Annotated in this window: 13 protein-coding genes; 4 read left to right on the plus strand and 9 right to left on the minus strand. The window is 69.3% G+C overall.

Features of this window, described 5'->3' with window-relative positions; all coding sequences use genetic code 11:
- Nucleotide 1 precedes the first annotated feature (1 nt).
- On the plus strand, nucleotides 2–1,189 hold the full coding sequence (gene disA, locus AB0C26_RS15565) for a DNA integrity scanning diadenylate cyclase DisA (RefSeq protein ID WP_360247202.1): 1,188 nt from the start codon (nucleotides 2–4) through the stop codon (nucleotides 1,187–1,189).
- A gap of 1,033 nt (nucleotides 1,190–2,222) precedes the next feature.
- Here disA and AB0C26_RS15570 read toward each other — a convergent pair.
- From AB0C26_RS15570 to AB0C26_RS15585, 4 genes are all read right to left on the minus strand, one after another.
- The gene (locus AB0C26_RS15570) at nucleotides 2,223–2,738 is read right to left on the minus strand and encodes a 2'-5' RNA ligase family protein (protein ID WP_360247204.1); all 516 of its coding nucleotides are present in this window, start codon (nucleotides 2,736–2,738) and stop codon (nucleotides 2,223–2,225) included.
- A complete protein-coding gene (locus tag AB0C26_RS15575; protein WP_360247206.1) occupies nucleotides 2,739–3,533 on the minus strand; it encodes an adhesin in 795 nt (264 codons plus the stop codon).
- An 82-nt stretch (nucleotides 3,534–3,615) separates the two neighbouring features.
- Complete coding sequence (locus AB0C26_RS15580) at nucleotides 3,616–4,143, minus strand: peptide deformylase (protein WP_360247208.1); 528 nt, start codon at nucleotides 4,141–4,143, stop codon at nucleotides 3,616–3,618.
- Complete coding sequence (locus AB0C26_RS15585; protein WP_360247210.1) at nucleotides 4,140–4,643, minus strand: ACT domain-containing protein; 504 nt, start codon at nucleotides 4,641–4,643, stop codon at nucleotides 4,140–4,142. Before AB0C26_RS15585 ends, AB0C26_RS15580 begins: the two co-directional genes overlap by 4 nt.
- A 21-nt stretch (nucleotides 4,644–4,664) precedes the next feature.
- On the opposite strand from AB0C26_RS15585, the gene AB0C26_RS15590 reads away from it, so the two are divergent.
- Nucleotides 4,665–5,555 carry an A/G-specific adenine glycosylase gene (locus AB0C26_RS15590; protein ID WP_360247212.1) on the plus strand — a complete coding sequence of 297 codons (891 nt, stop codon included), beginning with the start codon at nucleotides 4,665–4,667 and terminating at the stop codon, nucleotides 5,553–5,555.
- 50 nt (nucleotides 5,556–5,605) lie between these two features.
- Here AB0C26_RS15590 and AB0C26_RS15595 read toward each other — a convergent pair whose 3' ends face one another.
- Complete coding sequence (locus AB0C26_RS15595; RefSeq protein ID WP_360247214.1) at nucleotides 5,606–6,556, minus strand: arabinan endo-1,5-alpha-L-arabinosidase; 951 nt, start codon at nucleotides 6,554–6,556, stop codon at nucleotides 5,606–5,608.
- A 112-nt stretch (nucleotides 6,557–6,668) separates the two neighbouring features.
- On the opposite strand from AB0C26_RS15595, the gene AB0C26_RS15600 reads away from it, so the two are divergent.
- The gene (locus AB0C26_RS15600) at nucleotides 6,669–9,098 is read left to right on the plus strand and encodes an alpha-L-arabinofuranosidase C-terminal domain-containing protein (RefSeq protein ID WP_360247216.1); all 2,430 of its coding nucleotides are present in this window, start codon (nucleotides 6,669–6,671) and stop codon (nucleotides 9,096–9,098) included.
- Entirely contained in the window at nucleotides 9,095–10,129 is a 1,035-nt protein-coding gene (locus AB0C26_RS15605; protein WP_360247218.1) for a glycoside hydrolase family 43 protein, read from the plus strand. The genes AB0C26_RS15600 and AB0C26_RS15605 overlap by 4 nt, the downstream gene beginning before the upstream one ends.
- A 57-nt stretch (nucleotides 10,130–10,186) precedes the next feature.
- Here AB0C26_RS15605 and AB0C26_RS15610 read toward each other — a convergent pair whose 3' ends face one another.
- From AB0C26_RS15610 to lysS, 4 genes are all read right to left on the minus strand, one after another.
- Nucleotides 10,187–10,786 (minus strand): DUF4291 domain-containing protein, encoded by a 600-nt coding sequence (locus AB0C26_RS15610; RefSeq protein ID WP_360247220.1) that lies wholly within the window; start codon nucleotides 10,784–10,786, stop codon nucleotides 10,187–10,189.
- A gap of 89 nt (nucleotides 10,787–10,875) precedes the next feature.
- Nucleotides 10,876–13,398 (minus strand): ATP-dependent Clp protease ATP-binding subunit, encoded by a 2,523-nt coding sequence (locus AB0C26_RS15615; protein ID WP_097317573.1) that lies wholly within the window; start codon nucleotides 13,396–13,398, stop codon nucleotides 10,876–10,878.
- A 480-nt stretch (nucleotides 13,399–13,878) separates the two neighbouring features.
- Nucleotides 13,879–14,235, minus strand: a complete 357-nt coding sequence (locus tag AB0C26_RS15620) for an Lsr2 family protein (RefSeq protein WP_360247222.1) — start codon at nucleotides 14,233–14,235, stop codon at nucleotides 13,879–13,881.
- Nucleotides 14,236–14,341: 106 nt separating this feature from the next.
- Nucleotides 14,342–15,850 carry a lysine--tRNA ligase gene (lysS, locus tag AB0C26_RS15625; RefSeq protein ID WP_360247224.1) on the minus strand — a complete coding sequence of 503 codons (1,509 nt, stop codon included), beginning with the start codon at nucleotides 15,848–15,850 and terminating at the stop codon, nucleotides 14,342–14,344.
- Between the last annotated feature and the right edge of the window lie 16 nt (nucleotides 15,851–15,866).

Consider the following 15,866-nt stretch of genomic DNA (forward strand, 5'->3'; position numbering starts at 1 on the left):
GGTGCCGCTCGACCGCGATGGTTCCAAACCCGCCGCCGCCTCTCCGTCGCCACGACCCGGCGTCAACGGGTCGGCCCATCGTGCGGCGACCACACCCAGCACCGGCCTCACCGGCGGCGGCGTGACAGCCGATCCGCTCCGCGCCAATCTGGCGCTGATGGCGCCCGGTACGGCCCTGCGCGACGGCCTCGAGCGCATCCTGCGCGGCCGCACCGGCGCCCTGATCGTCCTCGGCTACGACGCCGTCGTCGAGTCGATCTGCACCGGCGGCTTCCCGCTCGACGTCGAGTTCTCGGCCACCCGCCTGCGCGAGCTGTGCAAGATGGACGGCGCGGTGGTGCTCTCCAGCGACGGCACCCGCATCGTCCGGGCCGCCGTCCACCTCATGCCGGACCCCTCCATCCCGTCCGAGGAGTCCGGCACGAGACACCGTACGGCCGAGCGGGTGGCCAAGCAGTCCGGCTTCCCGGTCATCTCGGTGAGCCAGTCGATGCGCATCATCGGCCTGTACGTGAACGGCCAGCGCCACGTCCTCGACGACTCCGCGGCCATCCTGTCGCGGGCGAATCAGGCGCTGGCCACCCTGGAGCGCTACAAGCTCCGTCTCGACGAGGTGTCGGGCACGCTCTCCGCGCTGGAGATCGAAGACTTGGTCACCGTGCGTGACGCCGTAGCGGTCGTGCAGCGCCTCGAGATGGTCCGCCGCATCGCCGACGAGATCTCGGGCTACGTGGTCGAGCTCGGCACCGACGGCCGCCTCCTGGCCCTCCAACTCGACGAGCTGATGGCCGGCGTCGACTCCGACCGCACCCTGGTCATCCGCGACTACCTGCCGACCGGCCGCAAGGCCCGCACGCTGGACGAGGCACTGGTCGAGCTGGACCTGCTCACCGCCACCGAAATGATCGACCTGGTGGCGGTGGCCAAGGCCATCGGCTACCCGGGCGCCTCGGACGCGCTCGACGCGGCGGTCTCCCCACGAGGCTTCCGCCTGCTGGCCAAGGTCCCACGCCTGCCCACCCAGATCGTCGACCGCCTGGTCGACCACTTCGGCAGCCTCCAGCGCCTCCTGGGCGCCACCGTCGAAGACCTCCAGGCCGTCGACGGCGTCGGCGACGCCCGAGCCCGCGGCGTCCGCGAGGGCCTTTCCCGCCTGGCCGAGGCCTCAATCCTCGAACGCTACGTCTGACCCGACGCCTGCCCCGCCCCACCTTCACCGCGCGCTCAGCTCCACCCGCGCCAGCCTCCGCCGCACCTACCCCGGCTCACTCCGCCGCACTCACCTTCACCACGCCTCACTCGGTCCGCGCCGGCCGTGGCCGCGCGATCTGGCCGGGGTGGTCGGTTCAGGGCCGCCTCTGCTATGCCGGGCGCCTGTCTCTGCCCGCGCCCACATCTATCCACGCGGGTCCTTGCTCGCGTCCGGCTCGGCCCGCACTCACCCCGCCCGGCTCGGCCCGCACTCACCATGCCCGGCTCGGCCCGCACTTCACCCCGGGTCCACGCCCGGCTCGGCCCGCACTCACTTCGCCCGCCCGGATCGGCCCGCACTCACTTCGCCCGCCCGGATCGGCCCGCACTCACTTCGCCCGCCCGGCTCAGCCCGCACTCACTTCGCCAGCGCCCGGCCCAGCCCGCACTCACTTCGCCAGCGCCCGGCCCAGCCCGCACTCACCCCATCCACGCCCGGCTCGGCCCGCACTCACCGCGCCCGTGCCCACCTTCATCCCGCCTTACTCGGTTCGGGCCGCCCGCCGGTGGGGTTGATGGCGGCGGTGGTCGGGTGGGTCGCCTCGGCCGCCGTGGTCTCGCCGTACTCGCTGCTGGCCTGGAACTGGACCGCGCCGTGCGGGTTGGTGACACCTCTGCCCTTGTGGACGCCGTCCCTGAGGCCGCACCTGGGTGCTGTCGCGGCCGCGCGATCTGGCTGCGGTGATCGAGTCAGCAGGGCAGCGGCTCAGCTATGCCGGCGTCCACCTCTACCCGCGGCCGCCTTCGCGCAGCATCCACCTCGGCCGGCGCCCATCCGCCTGCCGGCGCCCATCCGCCTACCGGCGCCCATCCGCCTACCGGCGCCCATCCGCCTACCGGCGCCCATCCGCCTACCGGCGCCCATCCGCCTACCGGCGCCCCTCCGCCTACCGGCGCCCCTCCGCCTACCGGCGCCCCTCCGCCTACCGGCGCCCCTCCGCTGCCGGCGGCCGGGACTGCTGGGGGTCGGGTCAGGGCAGTGGCTCGGCTATGCCGTTTGCGTGGTCGGTGACTGAGGCGCCGGTGACCGTGGCGGTCAGGGGGAGCATTTCCAGGCAGCGGCGGATCGCCGGGGCCATCACCGGGTTGGGGACTCGCATCGAGACCGTGCAGTGGGGGACCCACTTGCCGGGGCGGTACAGCTCCCACGTCTCCACGCCGCCGGCCGCCAGGCGCTCGTGCACCTGGCGGTGGTGGTCCAGCAGCTCAGCGGTCGGGGTTACGCCCAGCCACAGGACGCGGCCCACGAACTGGCCCACGAAATCCAGGTGCAGGGTCAAGGGGCGGGCCACCGTCATGTCGGACAGGGCTGACACCACGGCCGAGGGTGGCAGCGTTCGCGCCGCGGCCAGCGAGACGTGTGGGCGGTGCTTGTCGTTGAGGAGTGACGCCATCGTGGGCACGCCCTCCTCTTCGAGGGCGCGCCACAACGTCCGTACCCGCCTGGTTGCTTCGACGTCCAGGTAAAGCTCGAGCGCAGCGACCACTTAGGACACGATGGTCAGTGTCACCGGCTGGCTGACCAGGGTGCCCAGGCGGCCGCGGAGCTCGAACGTGCCGGGGGGCGGGTTCGGGCCCGAGGCGGCGCCGCCGGAGCAGCTGCTCGACTGGCGGCCGTTCCAGGTCACCTTGTAGTTCAGCTCCTGGCCCGCGGCCAGCTGGCGGACGTCGCCGCCCTTGGCCGTGCTGCACGTGTCCGACGACCAGTATTTCTGGGCGCCCGAGTCGATGTACAGCTCCTGCGGGTCGGGGCCCACGTCGCGCGAGCAGGTGCGGGTTCCGATGTTCTTGATCTTCAGCTCTATCTGGACGGCGCTGCCCCGTTTGAGCTGCGTCTGCGCCGGAACGGGTGTCACCGACATCTCGGCGTCGGTGCAGGTGCCGTCGGCCGGGGCGTTGACGTTCGCGTTCTGGCCACCGTTGGTGTTCTGGCTGCCGTTGGCGTTCTGGCCGCCGTTGGCCGCCGTGTTCGCGGGCAGCGTCGGGCCGGTGGCCGTGGCGGTGGGCTGCTGGCCCGGCTGCGGCGACTCGACGTCGCCGGGGGCCGGCAGGGACGGGCCGCCGCCGGTGGCGCCGTCCAGGAACGACGGTTCGGTGCTCGGCGCGGACGCCGGCGCCGGTGTCGGCAGCTGCGACGACGAGGTGCCCTTGGGGTTGTCCTTGTCGTCGTTGCCGGAGCAGGAAACGAACAGCACGATGATGCCGAGCAGGACAGCGCCCAGCACGACCGCACGACGCCGCCAGTAGACGGCGGAGGGAAGGGGACCAACCGTCGATCGCATAGTGGGGTCACCGTAAACCCGGACGCCTCAGACGAAGGCCGCGACGCGCCGGGGTATGCGACACCGACTCACGGCTGTGTCGTTAGAGATAGACCTTGCGCTGGTAGATGGCGTGCGCCCCGGCGACCCGATCCAGAAAAAGCTTTCCGGCGCAGTGATCGATCTCGTGTTGCAGCGCCCGCGCCTCGAACGCATCGGTCGTGACAGTCACCGGTTCGCCGCTGCCGGGCAGCACCGCGGAGACCACGACCCGGCCGGCCCGCTTCACGTCACCGGTCAGGTCGGGCACCGACATGCAGCCCTCGCGGCCGGCTTTCCAGCGACTGGCCTCGACGACCTTGGCGTTGCAGAGGACGAACGTGCCGTGGACCGTGGCCGCCTTCGGATGGCCGGTCACGTCGACGCAGAAAACCTGCGCGCCGACGCCGACTTGCGGCGCGGCCAGCCCGACGCAGCCGGGCGAGACCCGCATCGTGGCGACCAGGTCGGCCGCCAGCCGGAGCACCTCGGGCGACGCGGGGTCGACCTCGTCGCCGACCGCGCTCAGCACGGGCGCCGGCGCGGTGACGACGGGAAGCACACGGCCGTCGGGGCCGTCCCAAGCGATCACAGGATCTCCGGCTCGGCCTGGCGCAGCGTCACGTCGACGCCCAGCTCGGCGGCGGCCACGGCCAGCTGCTCGGCCAGCTCGTCGGCGGCCGCGGGCGGCAGGTCGACCTCGGCCACCAGCACGTAGAGGGAGCCTACGAGGCGGGTCGACAGGTCGGTGATGTTGCCACCGGCCGCGGCCACCACCCGGGTCACGGCGGCGACGATGCCGAGCCGGTCGGCCCCGTGGACGCTCACGACCCACGGTTCGCCGTCCTTCACCCCGTACGACTCGGGGGAAACCGGGCGCACCTGGGTGACCACCCCGGACAGCGCGCCGAGCGCGGCCTCGGCCTCGGCCGAGGCCGGACCGGTGCAGATCAGCGTCATCGTGAAGTGCCCGCGCAGGCGGGTCATGGTGGAGTCGGTCAGGTTGGCGCCGAGCGCGGCGAGCGCCTCGGACACGTCGGCGACGATGCCGGGACGGTCCGGCCCGATCACGGTGATGGCCAGCTCATGCACTCACCTACAGTAGGACCTGCCATGACTCTCGCTGAAGACGCCATCGCCTGGTACGACGCCAACGCCCGCGATCTGCCCTGGCGGCAGCCCGACACAACCCCGTGGGGGGTGCTGGTGAGCGAGGTGATGCTCCAGCAGACCCCGGTCGTACGGGTGGAGCCCGCCTGGCACGCCTGGATGACCCGCTGGCCGACGCCGGCCGCGCTCGCCGCCGACCCGCCGTCGGAGGCGATCCGCATGTGGGGCCGGCTCGGCTACCCGCGCCGGGCGATGCGGTTGCACGCCTGCGCGGTGGCGATGGTCGAACGGCACGGCGGCGACGTCCCGTCCGATCTCGATCAGTTGCTCGCGCTGCCCGGCGTCGGCACCTACACCGGGCGGGCGGTCGCGACCTTCGCGTACGGCCAGCGTCACCCGGTCGTCGACACCAACGTCCGCCGGGTCGTGTCCCGCGCGGTCGAGGGCAAGCCGGACGCCGGCCCGGCCACGACCGCGGCCGACCTGGCGGCCATGGAGGAGCTGTTGCCGGCCGACGTCGCGAAGGCGGCCCGGGCGAGCATCGCTTTCATGGAGCTGGGCGCGATCGTCTGCACGGCCCGCTCGCCGCGGTGCCCGCAATGCCCGTTCGAGCGGGTCTGCGCCTGGCGGCTCGACGGCTCACCGCCGATGGCGGGACCGAGTCGCAAACGGCAGACGTACGCCGGTACGGACCGCCAGGTGCGCGGCCTGCTCCTGGAGGTGCTGCGGCACGCGACCGGCCCGGTGCCGAAGCAGCGCCTCGACGTGGTCTGGGCCGACGAGGTACAGCAGGCGCGGGCCCTGTCCGGCCTGGTCGACGACGGTCTGGTCGAACCGTTCGGCGCCTCGTCCTTCGTCCTGGCCGGCGACTCGTACGAGGTGCAGACGTTGTAAGCCGGGATGGCTCTGCTGGTGGTACGGCCCGACTCCGGATGGGACCGGCGCTAGTAGACGTAGGGCCAGCCCGCGGAGTCGTACGCCAGGAGGTTGATGCCGAGGCGGGCTGTGCCGTTGTCGGCGTAGTAGTGGTAGGCCAGCACGTCGGCGTCGGTGTCGGTGAAGACGGACTGGCCGCCGGGGCCGTGAATGCTGCCCTGGCCGGCCAGGATCTCCGTGCCGCCGCCGCTGGTCATGGCGGTGCCGTTGCGGTCGGTGAACGGGCCGGTCGGGCTGGTGGAACGGCCGACCATGATCCGGTACGTGCTGGACGCGCCCTGGCAGCAGCGGTCGAACGAGACGACCAGGTAGTAGTACGAGCCGTGCCGGTACAGGTACGGCGCCTCGATCGCGCCGCCGCCGCGGCCGGCGAGGGAGCGAATGGTGCTGTCGAGCCGTTTGCCGGTGGAGGCGTTGAGCTGCACCTGCTTGATGCCGGTCCAGAACGAACCGAACGAGAGCCACCAGCGGCCGGACGGGTCGACGTACAGGTTGGGGTCGATCGCGTTGAAGTTGTCGCTCGTGCGGGATTCGATGACCAGGCCCTGGTTGGTCCATGATCCGGCGGCGCCGGTCGTGCTGGTGGCCAGGAAGATCGCCGAGCGGTTCGAGCCGAAGGTCGAGGCCGAGTAGTACATGTAATAACGGCCGTTGCGGTACGACAGGTCGGGCGCCCACAGGTTGGCGCTGCCCCCGGTGTACGAGGTGGTCCACGAAGCACCGTTGGGGAAGGCGACCCCGGCGTCGCGGAACGCGGTGCGGTCGGTCGAGGTCTTGAGCGCGATGTTGTTGCCGGTGTGGGCTATCAGGTACGTACCGTCCGGCTTCTTGATCATGCCAGGATCGTGGACGTTGATGCTTCCGGTGACCACGCCCGGCCCGGGATAGGCCAGCGCGGGTTCGGCCGCGAACAGCACCGTGGCCGCCGCGGCGAGGGCGATCAGGCTCTTGAATCTCATGCTTCGAGGCTCCTGACATTTCGGTTGCGTTAGAACTAGGGTTAACGTTCACATAGATGCTCGTCAAGGTTTATGGCATGCTCGCTGTTTACGTGAACAGAGAGGATCATCTATGCCACGCCTGTTCGCCGGTGCCCTCGTCGCGCTGGCGGCACTACCGCTTACGGGGGCGCCACCGGCCGTCTCCCCCGACTACACGATCACCGTCGACTCCTCGGCCCGCGGCGCCGCGATCAGCGATTCGATGTACGGGGTCTTCTTCGAGGACATCAACTGGGCCGCGGACGGCGGGCTCTACGCCGAACTCGTCCGGAACAGGTCTTTCGAGTTCTCCCCCACGGATAACTCTTCCTATAACGGACTTACCGGCTGGACTGTCGCCGGAACCGCCTCAGCCGTCGATGACGACGCTCGACTCAATGAGCGCAACCGGACATACCTCAATATGAACGGTGCGGTGACAAGCTCGCCGTTCGCCATCAAGGCGGGCGATTTTTACGACTTCTCCGTATGGGCGCGAGCCGACAACGCCGCGCACCTGACGGTCACGCTAGGAAACGCCCGACGAACCCTCAATGTCCGAAGTGGCAAGTGGGTCAAGTACAGCGGGACGCTCCACGCTACGACGACGACCGACGAGGCCGCGCTGAAGGTGGAAAGCGACGGACCGGTCAAACTGGACATGGTCTCGCTCTTTCCGCGCAAGACGTTCAAGAACCACGGCCTGCGCACCGACCTGGCCACCAAGATCGCCGCATTGAATCCGGGCTTCGTCCGCTTCCCCGGCGGCTGTCTGGTCAACACCGGCAGCATGTACGGATACGACGCCGCGTCCGGCTATCCGCGCGCCCGCTCGTACCAGTGGAAGGACACGGTCGGCCCGGTCGAGACCCGTGCCACCAACGCCAACTTCTGGGGCTACAACCAGACCTACGGCCTCGGCTATTACGAATACTTCCAGTTCGCCGAGGACATCGGCGCCGCTCCCCTGCCCGTCGTGCCGGCATTGGTCACCGGCTGCGGCCAGAACCGGGCCACCGACGACCCGGCCCTGCTCCAACGGCACATCCAGGACACCCTCGACCTGATCGAGTTCGCCAACGGGCCGGTCACCTCGACCTGGGGCAAGCTGCGGGCCCGGATGGGCCATCCGAAGCCGTTCGGGCTGAGCATGATCGCGGTCGGCAACGAGGAGAACCTGCCGGACGCGTACTTCGCCAACTATCTGAAGTTCCGGGACGCGATCAAGGCCGCGTACCCCCGAATCACCGTCATTGGAAACTCGGGGCCCGACGACCAGGGCGCCACCTTCGACCGGCTGTGGCAGCTCAACCGCGACGCCAAATCGGACATGGTGGACGAGCACTATTACAACAGCCCGTCCTGGTTCCTGCAGAACAACGCCCGCTACAACGGCTACGACCGCGCCGGGCCCAAGGTGTTCCTCGGTGAGTACGCGTCGCAGGACGCCAAGTTCGCCAACTCGCTGGCCGAGGCCGCGTACATGACCGGCCTGGAGCGCAACGCCGACGTGGTCAGGATGGCGTCCTACGCGCCGCTGCTGGCCAACATCGACCATGTGCAGTGGCGGCCCGACCTGATCTGGTTCGACGCCGACGAGTCGTGGGGCACCACGAGCTACCAGACCCAGAAGCTGTTCATGAACAACGTCGGCGGCCGGGTGGTGCCGTCGTCGGTGACCGGCGCGGTCGTGCAGCCCAAGCCCATCGCCGGGCGCGTCGGACTGTCCACCTGGGCCACCGCGGCCCGCTACGACGACGTCAAGGTCACCGGCACCGACGGCACGGTCCTGTTCAGCGACGACTTCGCCGACGGCGACGCGAACGGCTGGACCTCGCTGACCAACCGCGGCGCCTGGGCGGTGCAGGATGGCGCGTACGTGCAGTCGGACACCGCCGCGACCAACACGATGGTGGCCGCGGCTACGGACATCACGGCGACCGACTACGACATCACGCTGAAGGCGACCAAGACCGCCGGCGCCGAGGGCTTCCTCATCCCGTTCGGGATCAAGGGCTCCGACAACTGGTACTGGTGGAACCTGGGCGGCTGGAACAACACGCAGGGCGCGGTTGAGAAGGCGTCCGGCAGCGCCGACGCCAAGGAGCAGATCCTGACCCGGCCGGACTCGGTGGTCACGGGACAGACCTACAACCTGACCATTCAGGTACGGGGTACGAAGGTGACCCTGATCCGCGATGGCGAGGTGTGGGGCGGTTTCGACGACAACAAGGTCACCGAGCCGTTCGCCCAGGTGATCACCCAGGACGGCCACGACCTGATCGTCAAGGTCGTCAACGCGCAGGACAAGCCGGCGCTGACGAAGGTCGACCTGGACGGCATCAAGGTCGCCGCCACCGGGCGGATGACCGTGCTGGCCGGCGACCCGGGCGAGCAGAACACCCGCAGCGCCGAGCCGATCCAGCCGGTCACCTCGACGGTCCGCGGGCTGGGTTCCACGTTCACCCGCGAGTTCCCGGCCAACTCGATCACGTTCCTGCGCCTGAGGAGGACCGCATGACCACCCGCCGAACGCTGCTCACCGGATCGATCGGGCTGGCCACCCTGGCCGGGCTGTCGGCGGCCTCGGCGGCGTCGGCGGCCGCGCCGGCCACGCCGCTGATCACCCAGCGGGCCGACCCGTTCATCACCTCACGGACCGGCGGGAAGTACTACTTCACCGGCTCGGTTCCGGAGTACGACCGGATCGTCCTGCGCGGAGCTTCCACTTTGATCGGCTTGTCGACGGCGCCGGAGACCGTGGTCTGGCGGCGCCCGGCCAGCGGCACGATGGCCGGGCACATCTGGGCGCCGGAGCTGCACCGGATCGACGGCCGCTGGTACATCTACTTCGCGGCCGGCGACTCCGACGACGTGTTCCGGATCCGCACGTACGTCCTGGAGTCGCCGTTGGCCGACCCGCTGGACGCGAGCGGCTGGCAGCTCAAGGCGAAGCTGAAGACCGAGTGGGACGGGTTCACTCTCGACGCGACGACCTTCGCCCATCGCGGAAGCCGCTACCTGGTGTGGGCGCAGAGCGAGCCGGAGATCGCGGTGAACACGAGCCTCTACATCGCCCGGATGAGCAACCCGTGGACGCTCGCTACGAAGCCGACCCGGATCACGACGCCGACCCGCCCGTGGGAGATCCAGGGGTACCGGGTCAACGAGGGCCCGGCCGTGATCATCCGCAACGGCCGCGTCTTCCTGAGCTTCTCGGCCAGCGCCACCGACGCCCGCTACTGCATGGGCCTGCTCACCGCTCCGGCGAGCGCCGATCTGCTCAACCGGGCTTCGTGGGTCAAGACCCCCGACCCGGTCTTCGTCTCGAACCCGGCGACATCGCAGTACGGGCCGGGCCACAACTCGTTCACGGTCGCCGAGGACGGCGTGACCGATGTGCTGGTCTATCACGCCCGCGACTATCGCGACATCACCGGCGATCCGCTCTACGACCCGAACCGCCACACCCGCATCCAGCGCCTGAACTGGAACCCCGACGGCACCCCCGCCTTCGGCGTCCCCTCCGGCGGCGCCGGCCCTCTCACCTGATTCCGCGCGCCGGGCCGGCGACGGCCCCCCACCCGGCCCGGCGCGCCCACCTCGGGTCTATCCAGCACCGATCCGCTCGGCCACGTCCGCGGGCAGTGGGTAGACCCGCTCTTCGGGGAGCAGCGCCGCGGCGCCCGGCTCGTCGCCGTTGTCCAGCCGCTGCCGGATTTCCCGGGCCTGGGCGGTCACGTCGGTGATCTCGACCGTCCACTCGTCCACGTACCTGTTCACGGCCTCGCCGGAGAGGCCGACCTGCAGCGAACGGTACGGCAGCTCGCCCAGGCGCAGCGAACGCTCCGGATCCCACTGCACCCGCACCGGGCTGCGCTTGAGCTCGCGGCTCCACTGCGCGTGGTCGGCGTGCAGGTCGCGGTCGTAGTGGCTGAGCACCGCCTGGCGCAACGCCCACTCGAACCCGTCCCGGGCGATCGAGACGGCGAGCACGTGCTCCTGGCCGGGCTTCGTGGCCCAGCCGCAGCGGTACATCATCCACAGGAACGAGGGCTTGATCCACGTCATCCGCTCGCGCTTGAACGGCGCCACGAAGCGGCCGGCTCTCAGCGCGGCGCCGGCGATCGGCGTCGCGTACGCCTGGTAGACGGTGATGGCGGTATCGGTGTACACCGCCCTGACTTCTCGGTAGTTCACGATCGCCATGGTGATCGTCTCCGGCGCGGGAGGCGACCGAAATACGCAACGGCCCGGCTGCTCGCGCAGCCGGGCCGTTGGTCGTTGCTAACTGGTGCTTACTCCTCGGTGGCGGTGGCGCCGAGGTCGGCGGGCACCGCGTCGGGGACCGAGACGCCACGGTCGGCGCCACGGAAGACCAGCTTGGACTGCTCGATGTTCTCCGGGTCGCCTTCGCAGTCGACCACGACGATCTGGCCGGGGCGCAGCTCGTTGAACAGGATCTGCTCGGAGAGCGCGTCCTCCAGGTCGCGCTGGATGGTCCGGCGCAGCGGCCGGGCACCCAGGACCGGGTCGAAGCCCTTCTTCGCCAGGTACTTCTTCGCGTTGTCGGTCAGCTCGAGGCCCATGTCCTTGTTCTTGAGCTGGGACTCGATCCGCGCCGTGAAGATGTCGACGATCTCGAGGATCTCGTTCTGGCGGAGCTGGTGGAAGACGATCGTGTCGTCGATGCGGTTGAGGAACTCCGGGCGGAAGTGCTGCTTCAGCTCGTCGTTGACCTTGACCTTCATCCGCTCGTAGTTGGACTCCTCGGCCTCAGAGGCCTGGAAGCCCAGCGACACCGCCTTGGCCACGTCGCGCGTGCCCAGGTTGGTGGTCAGGATGATCACCGTGTTCTTGAAGTCCACGATGCGGCCCTGGCCGTCGGTCAGGCGACCGTCCTCCAGGATCTGCAGGAGCGTGTTGAAGACGTCCGGGTGGGCCTTCTCGATCTCGTCGAAGAGGACCACGGAGAACGGCTTGCGGCGCACCTTCTCGGTGAGCTGGCCACCCTCGTCGTAGCCGACGTAGCCGGGAGGGGCACCGACGAGGCGGGACACCGTGTACCGGTCGTGGAACTCCGACATGTCGAGCTGGATCAGCGCGTCCTCGGAGCCGAACAGGAACTCCGCGAGGGCCTTGGACAGCTCGGTCTTACCGACACCGGACGGGCCGGCGAAGATGAACGAGCCGGACGGGCGCTTCGGGTCCTTCAGACCGGCCCGGGTACGGCGGATCGCCTTGGAGACGGCCTTGACCGCGTCCTCCTGGCCGATGACGCGCTTGTGGAGCTCGTCCTCCATGCGCAGCAGCCGGGAGGTCTCCTCCTCGGTGAGCTTGTAGACCGGGATACCGGTCCAGTTGCCCAGCACCTCGGCGATCTGCTCGTCGTCGACCTCGGACACGACGTCGAGGTCGCCGGCCTTCCACTCCTTCTCCCGCTGCGCCTTCTGGCCCAGCAGCTGCTTCTCCTTGTCGCGCAGCTGCGCGGCCCGCTCGAAGTCCTGCGCGTCGATCGCGGACTCCTTGTCGCGCCGCACCTGGGCGATGCGCTCGTCGAAGTCGCGGAGGTCCGGCGGCGCGGTCATCCGGCGGATACGCATCCGGGCGCCGGCCTCGTCGATCAGGTCGATCGCCTTGTCCGGCAGGAAGCGGTCCGAGATGTACCGGTCGGCCAGCGTCGCCGCGGCCACCAGGGCGGCGTCGGTGATGCTGATCCGGTGGTGCGCCTCGTACCGGTCGCGGAGACCCTTGAGGATCTCGATGGTGTGGGCCAGGGACGGCTCGCCGACCTGGATGGGCTGGAAGCGGCGCTCGAGAGCGGCGTCCTTCTCCAGGTGCTTGCGGTACTCGTCGAGCGTCGTGGCGCCGATGGTCTGGAGCTCGCCACGGGCCAGCATCGGCTTGAGGATGCTCGCCGCGTCGATCGCGCCCTCGGCGGCACCCGCACCCACCAGGGTGTGGATCTCGTCGATGAACAGGATGATGTCGCCGCGGGTGCGGATCTCCTTGAGCACCTTCTTCAGGCGCTCCTCGAAGTCACCGCGGTAGCGGGAACCGGCGACCAGCGCGCCGAGGTCGAGCGTGTAGAGCTGCTTGTCCTTCAGCGTCTCGGGCACCTCGCCCTTGACGATGGACTGGGACAGCCCCTCGACGACGGCGGTCTTGCCGACGCCGGGCTCGCCGATCAGCACCGGGTTGTTCTTGGTACGGCGGGACAGCACCTGCATGACCCGCTCGATCTCTTTCTCGCGCCCGATGACCGGGTCGAGCTTGCCCTCGCGGGCGGCCTGGGTCAGGTTGCGCCCGAACTGGTCGAGCACCAGGCTGGTCGACGGCGCGGCCTCGCCGGCCGCCGCGCCGGCCGCGGCCGGCTCCTTGCCCTGGTAGCCCGAGAGCAGCTGGATGACCTGCTGGCGGACCCGGTTGAGGTCGGCGCCGAGCTTGACCAGCACCTGGGCGGCGACGCCCTCGCCCTCGCGGATGAGACCGAGCAGGATGTGCTCGGTGCCGATGTAGTTGTGGCCGAGCTGCAGCGCCTCGCGCAGCGACAGCTCGAGAACCTTCTTGGCGCGGGGCGTGAACGGGATGTGCCCGCTCGGCGCCTGCTGACCCTGGCCGATGATCTCCTCGACCTGCTGCCGCACTCCCTCCAGGGAGATGCCCAGGCTCTCCAGAGCCTTGGCGGCGACGCCCTCGCCCTCGTGGATCAGGCCGAGCAGGATGTGCTCGGTCCCGATGTAGTTGTGGTTGAGCATCCGGGCCTCTTCTTGGGCCAGGACGACAACCCGTCGCGCTCGGTCGGTGAACCGCTCGAACATGCCCTCGTGCTCCTCACGTGCCGTGCGCCAATGAACTGGCGGGGCCAGCGCACTCGGCATCGGTGATGCCCGTGCTGTTACTACTCTATCGCCGCCGGGTGGCTCTGCTGGGTCCTCGCGGTCCCTTGAAACCGTCCGCAACGTTGATTTAGCCAACTTCGCACGCTCAGTGGCTGTTCCCCCAGTGGAACGTCTACGCGGACAGCGAAATCCCGTAAAGCTCTGTCCACAGCCTGTGGACAACCGCCCCGTGCCTGTGGATAACCCTACGCATCCCCACCGAAGAACGACCGAAAGACGAAGAAGGCCCGCCGCGCGGCGCGCGGCGGGCCTCCTCCTGTACAGCCCGGCCCCCACCCGCGATCGCCGCCGGTGAGACGGCCCGCGGCTCTTCGTCGTCCGCGGGGTGTGCGGACGCCGGAGAGCCGCGGGTCATCTCACCGGTTACAAGGCGATCGCCCGCGGAGCGAAGCGGAGCAATTAAGCTCTGCCCGGGCCCTTCGAGTGGAACTCGTCGACGATCTCCTGGGGGATGCGGCCCCGGTCGGAGATGTCCTTGCCGGCCTTCTTGGCCCAGTCCCGGATCGCCTTGTTCTGCTCCCGGTCGGCCGTCGCGCCGCCACGGCCGCGCGCGGCCCGGCCGCCGACGACCACGCCACCCCGGGCGACCTTGGAACCGGCCGACACGTACGGCTCGAAGACCTCCCGCAATTTGGCGGCGTTCTTCTCCGAGAGATCGATCTCGTACTGAATGCCGTCGAGCGCGAACTTCACGGTCTCGTCGGCGTCACCTCCGCTGAGGTCATCGACCAGCTTGTGAATGATCTGCTTGGCCACGCGCCGCTATCCTCCCGAGCACAGGTTCTCCCCTTAAAGCAACGCACAGACAATAACGCCAGGGCGGCGCGGCGCGTCAATGGCGGTCAGAACATTTCGGTGAAGGTTACTCGGGACGCACGAGCGGGAAGAGGATCGTTTCCCGAATGCCCAGCCCGGTGAGCGCCATCAACAGCCGGTCGATTCCCATTCCCATCCCACCCGACGGCGGCATTCCGTACTCCATCGCCCGGAGGAAATCCTCGTCGAGCTGCATGGCCTCGGGATCGCCGCCGGCCGCCAGCAACGACTGGGCGACCAGCCGATCACGCTGAACCACCGGGTCGACGAGCTCGGAATAGGCGGTGGCCAACTCGAAGCCCATCACGTACAGGTCCCACTTTTCGGTCAGACCGGGCGTTTCCCGGTGCGCCCGGGTGAGCGGAGCGGTCTCTTCCGGATAATCCCGTACAAAAGTCGGCTGCTGGAGCGTGTGCTGCACCAGGTGCTCGAACAGCTCCTCGACGAGCTTGCCCGGCCCCCACTTCGGATCGACGGAAAGGTCGTGCTTTTCCGCGTACCGCTGGAGTTGCGCGAGATCGGTCTCGGGGGTGACTTCTTCACCGAGCGCGGCCGAGAGGGAACCGTAGAGCGTGACCGTCGCCCACTCGCCGCCGAGATCCAACTCGTGTCCATCGAAGTGGGTCACCACGTGCGATCCGGAGACCGCGGTCGCGGCTTCCTGAATCCACTCGCGAACCTGCGTCTGCATGACGTTGTAGTCGGCGTACGCCTGGTACGCCTCGAGCATCGCGAACTCCGGCGAGTGGGTCGAGTCCATACCCTCATTGCGGAAGTTCCGGTTGATCTCGAAGACGCGATCGATGCCGCCGACCACGGCCCGCTTCAAAAACAGTTCCGGCGCGATCCGCAGATAGAGATCGGTATCCAGAGCGTTGCTGTGTGTCACAAATGGCCGGGCCGCGGCGCCGCCGTGCAGCAACTGCAACATTGGCGTTTCCACCTCGAGATAATCGCGGCGGAACAGTGACTCGCGAAGGCTGCGAACGACCGTCGCGCGGGTCCGCACGGTCTCCCGCGCCTGCGGTCGCACGATCAGGTCGACGTACCGCTGGCGTACCCGCGTCTCCTCGGAGAGCGGCTTGTGGGCGATCGGAAGCGGGCGCAGAGCCTTGGCGTTCATCTGCCAGGTGTCGGCGAGCACCGACAGCTCGCCGCGCCGGCTGGTGATCACCTCGCCGGTGACGCCGACCAGGTCGCCGAGGTCGACCAGCTGCTTCCAGCTGGTCAGGGCGGCCTCGCCGACCTTGTCGAGGGAGAGCATGGCCTGCAGCTCGGTGCCGTCGCCGTCCCGCAGGGTGACGAAGCAGAGCTTTCCACCGTTACGGATGAAGATCACGCGGCCGGTGATCGAGACCTGGTCGCCGGTGGCGTGGTCGATCGGCAGGTCGGTGTACTTCTCGCGCAGCTCCTTGAGCGTCGCGGTCCGCGGCACGGTCACCGGGTAGGGAGCGATCCCCTCGGCGAGCAGCCGGTCCCGCTTCGACCGGCGGACCCGCATCTGCTCGGGTAGGTCCTCGGCGGGGTCAGTTGCGGGCACATTCTGCTCGGTCACGGCACGACTCTCTGTA

Origin of the sequence: Actinoplanes sp. NPDC048796 (assembly GCF_040650035.1) — a bacterium.
GTDB lineage: Bacteria > Actinomycetota > Actinomycetes > Mycobacteriales > Micromonosporaceae > Actinoplanes.

Coding starts and splice junctions, on each gene's coding strand:
- AB0C26_RS15575 (WP_360247206.1), bottom strand. CDS start 3,533: ATGCGATCGACGGTTGGTCCCCTTCCCTCCGCCGTCTACTGGCGGCGT.
- AB0C26_RS15590 (WP_360247212.1), top strand. CDS start 4,665: ATGACTCTCGCTGAAGACGCCATCGCCTGGTACGACGCCAACGCCCGC.
- AB0C26_RS15595 (WP_360247214.1), bottom strand. CDS start 6,556: ATGAGATTCAAGAGCCTGATCGCCCTCGCCGCGGCGGCCACGGTGCTG.
- AB0C26_RS15600 (WP_360247216.1), top strand. CDS start 6,669: ATGCCACGCCTGTTCGCCGGTGCCCTCGTCGCGCTGGCGGCACTACCG.
- AB0C26_RS15605 (WP_360247218.1), top strand. CDS start 9,095: ATGACCACCCGCCGAACGCTGCTCACCGGATCGATCGGGCTGGCCACC.
- AB0C26_RS15610 (WP_360247220.1), bottom strand. CDS start 10,786: ATGGCGATCGTGAACTACCGAGAAGTCAGGGCGGTGTACACCGATACC.
- AB0C26_RS15615 (WP_097317573.1), bottom strand. CDS start 13,398: ATGTTCGAGCGGTTCACCGACCGAGCGCGACGGGTTGTCGTCCTGGCC.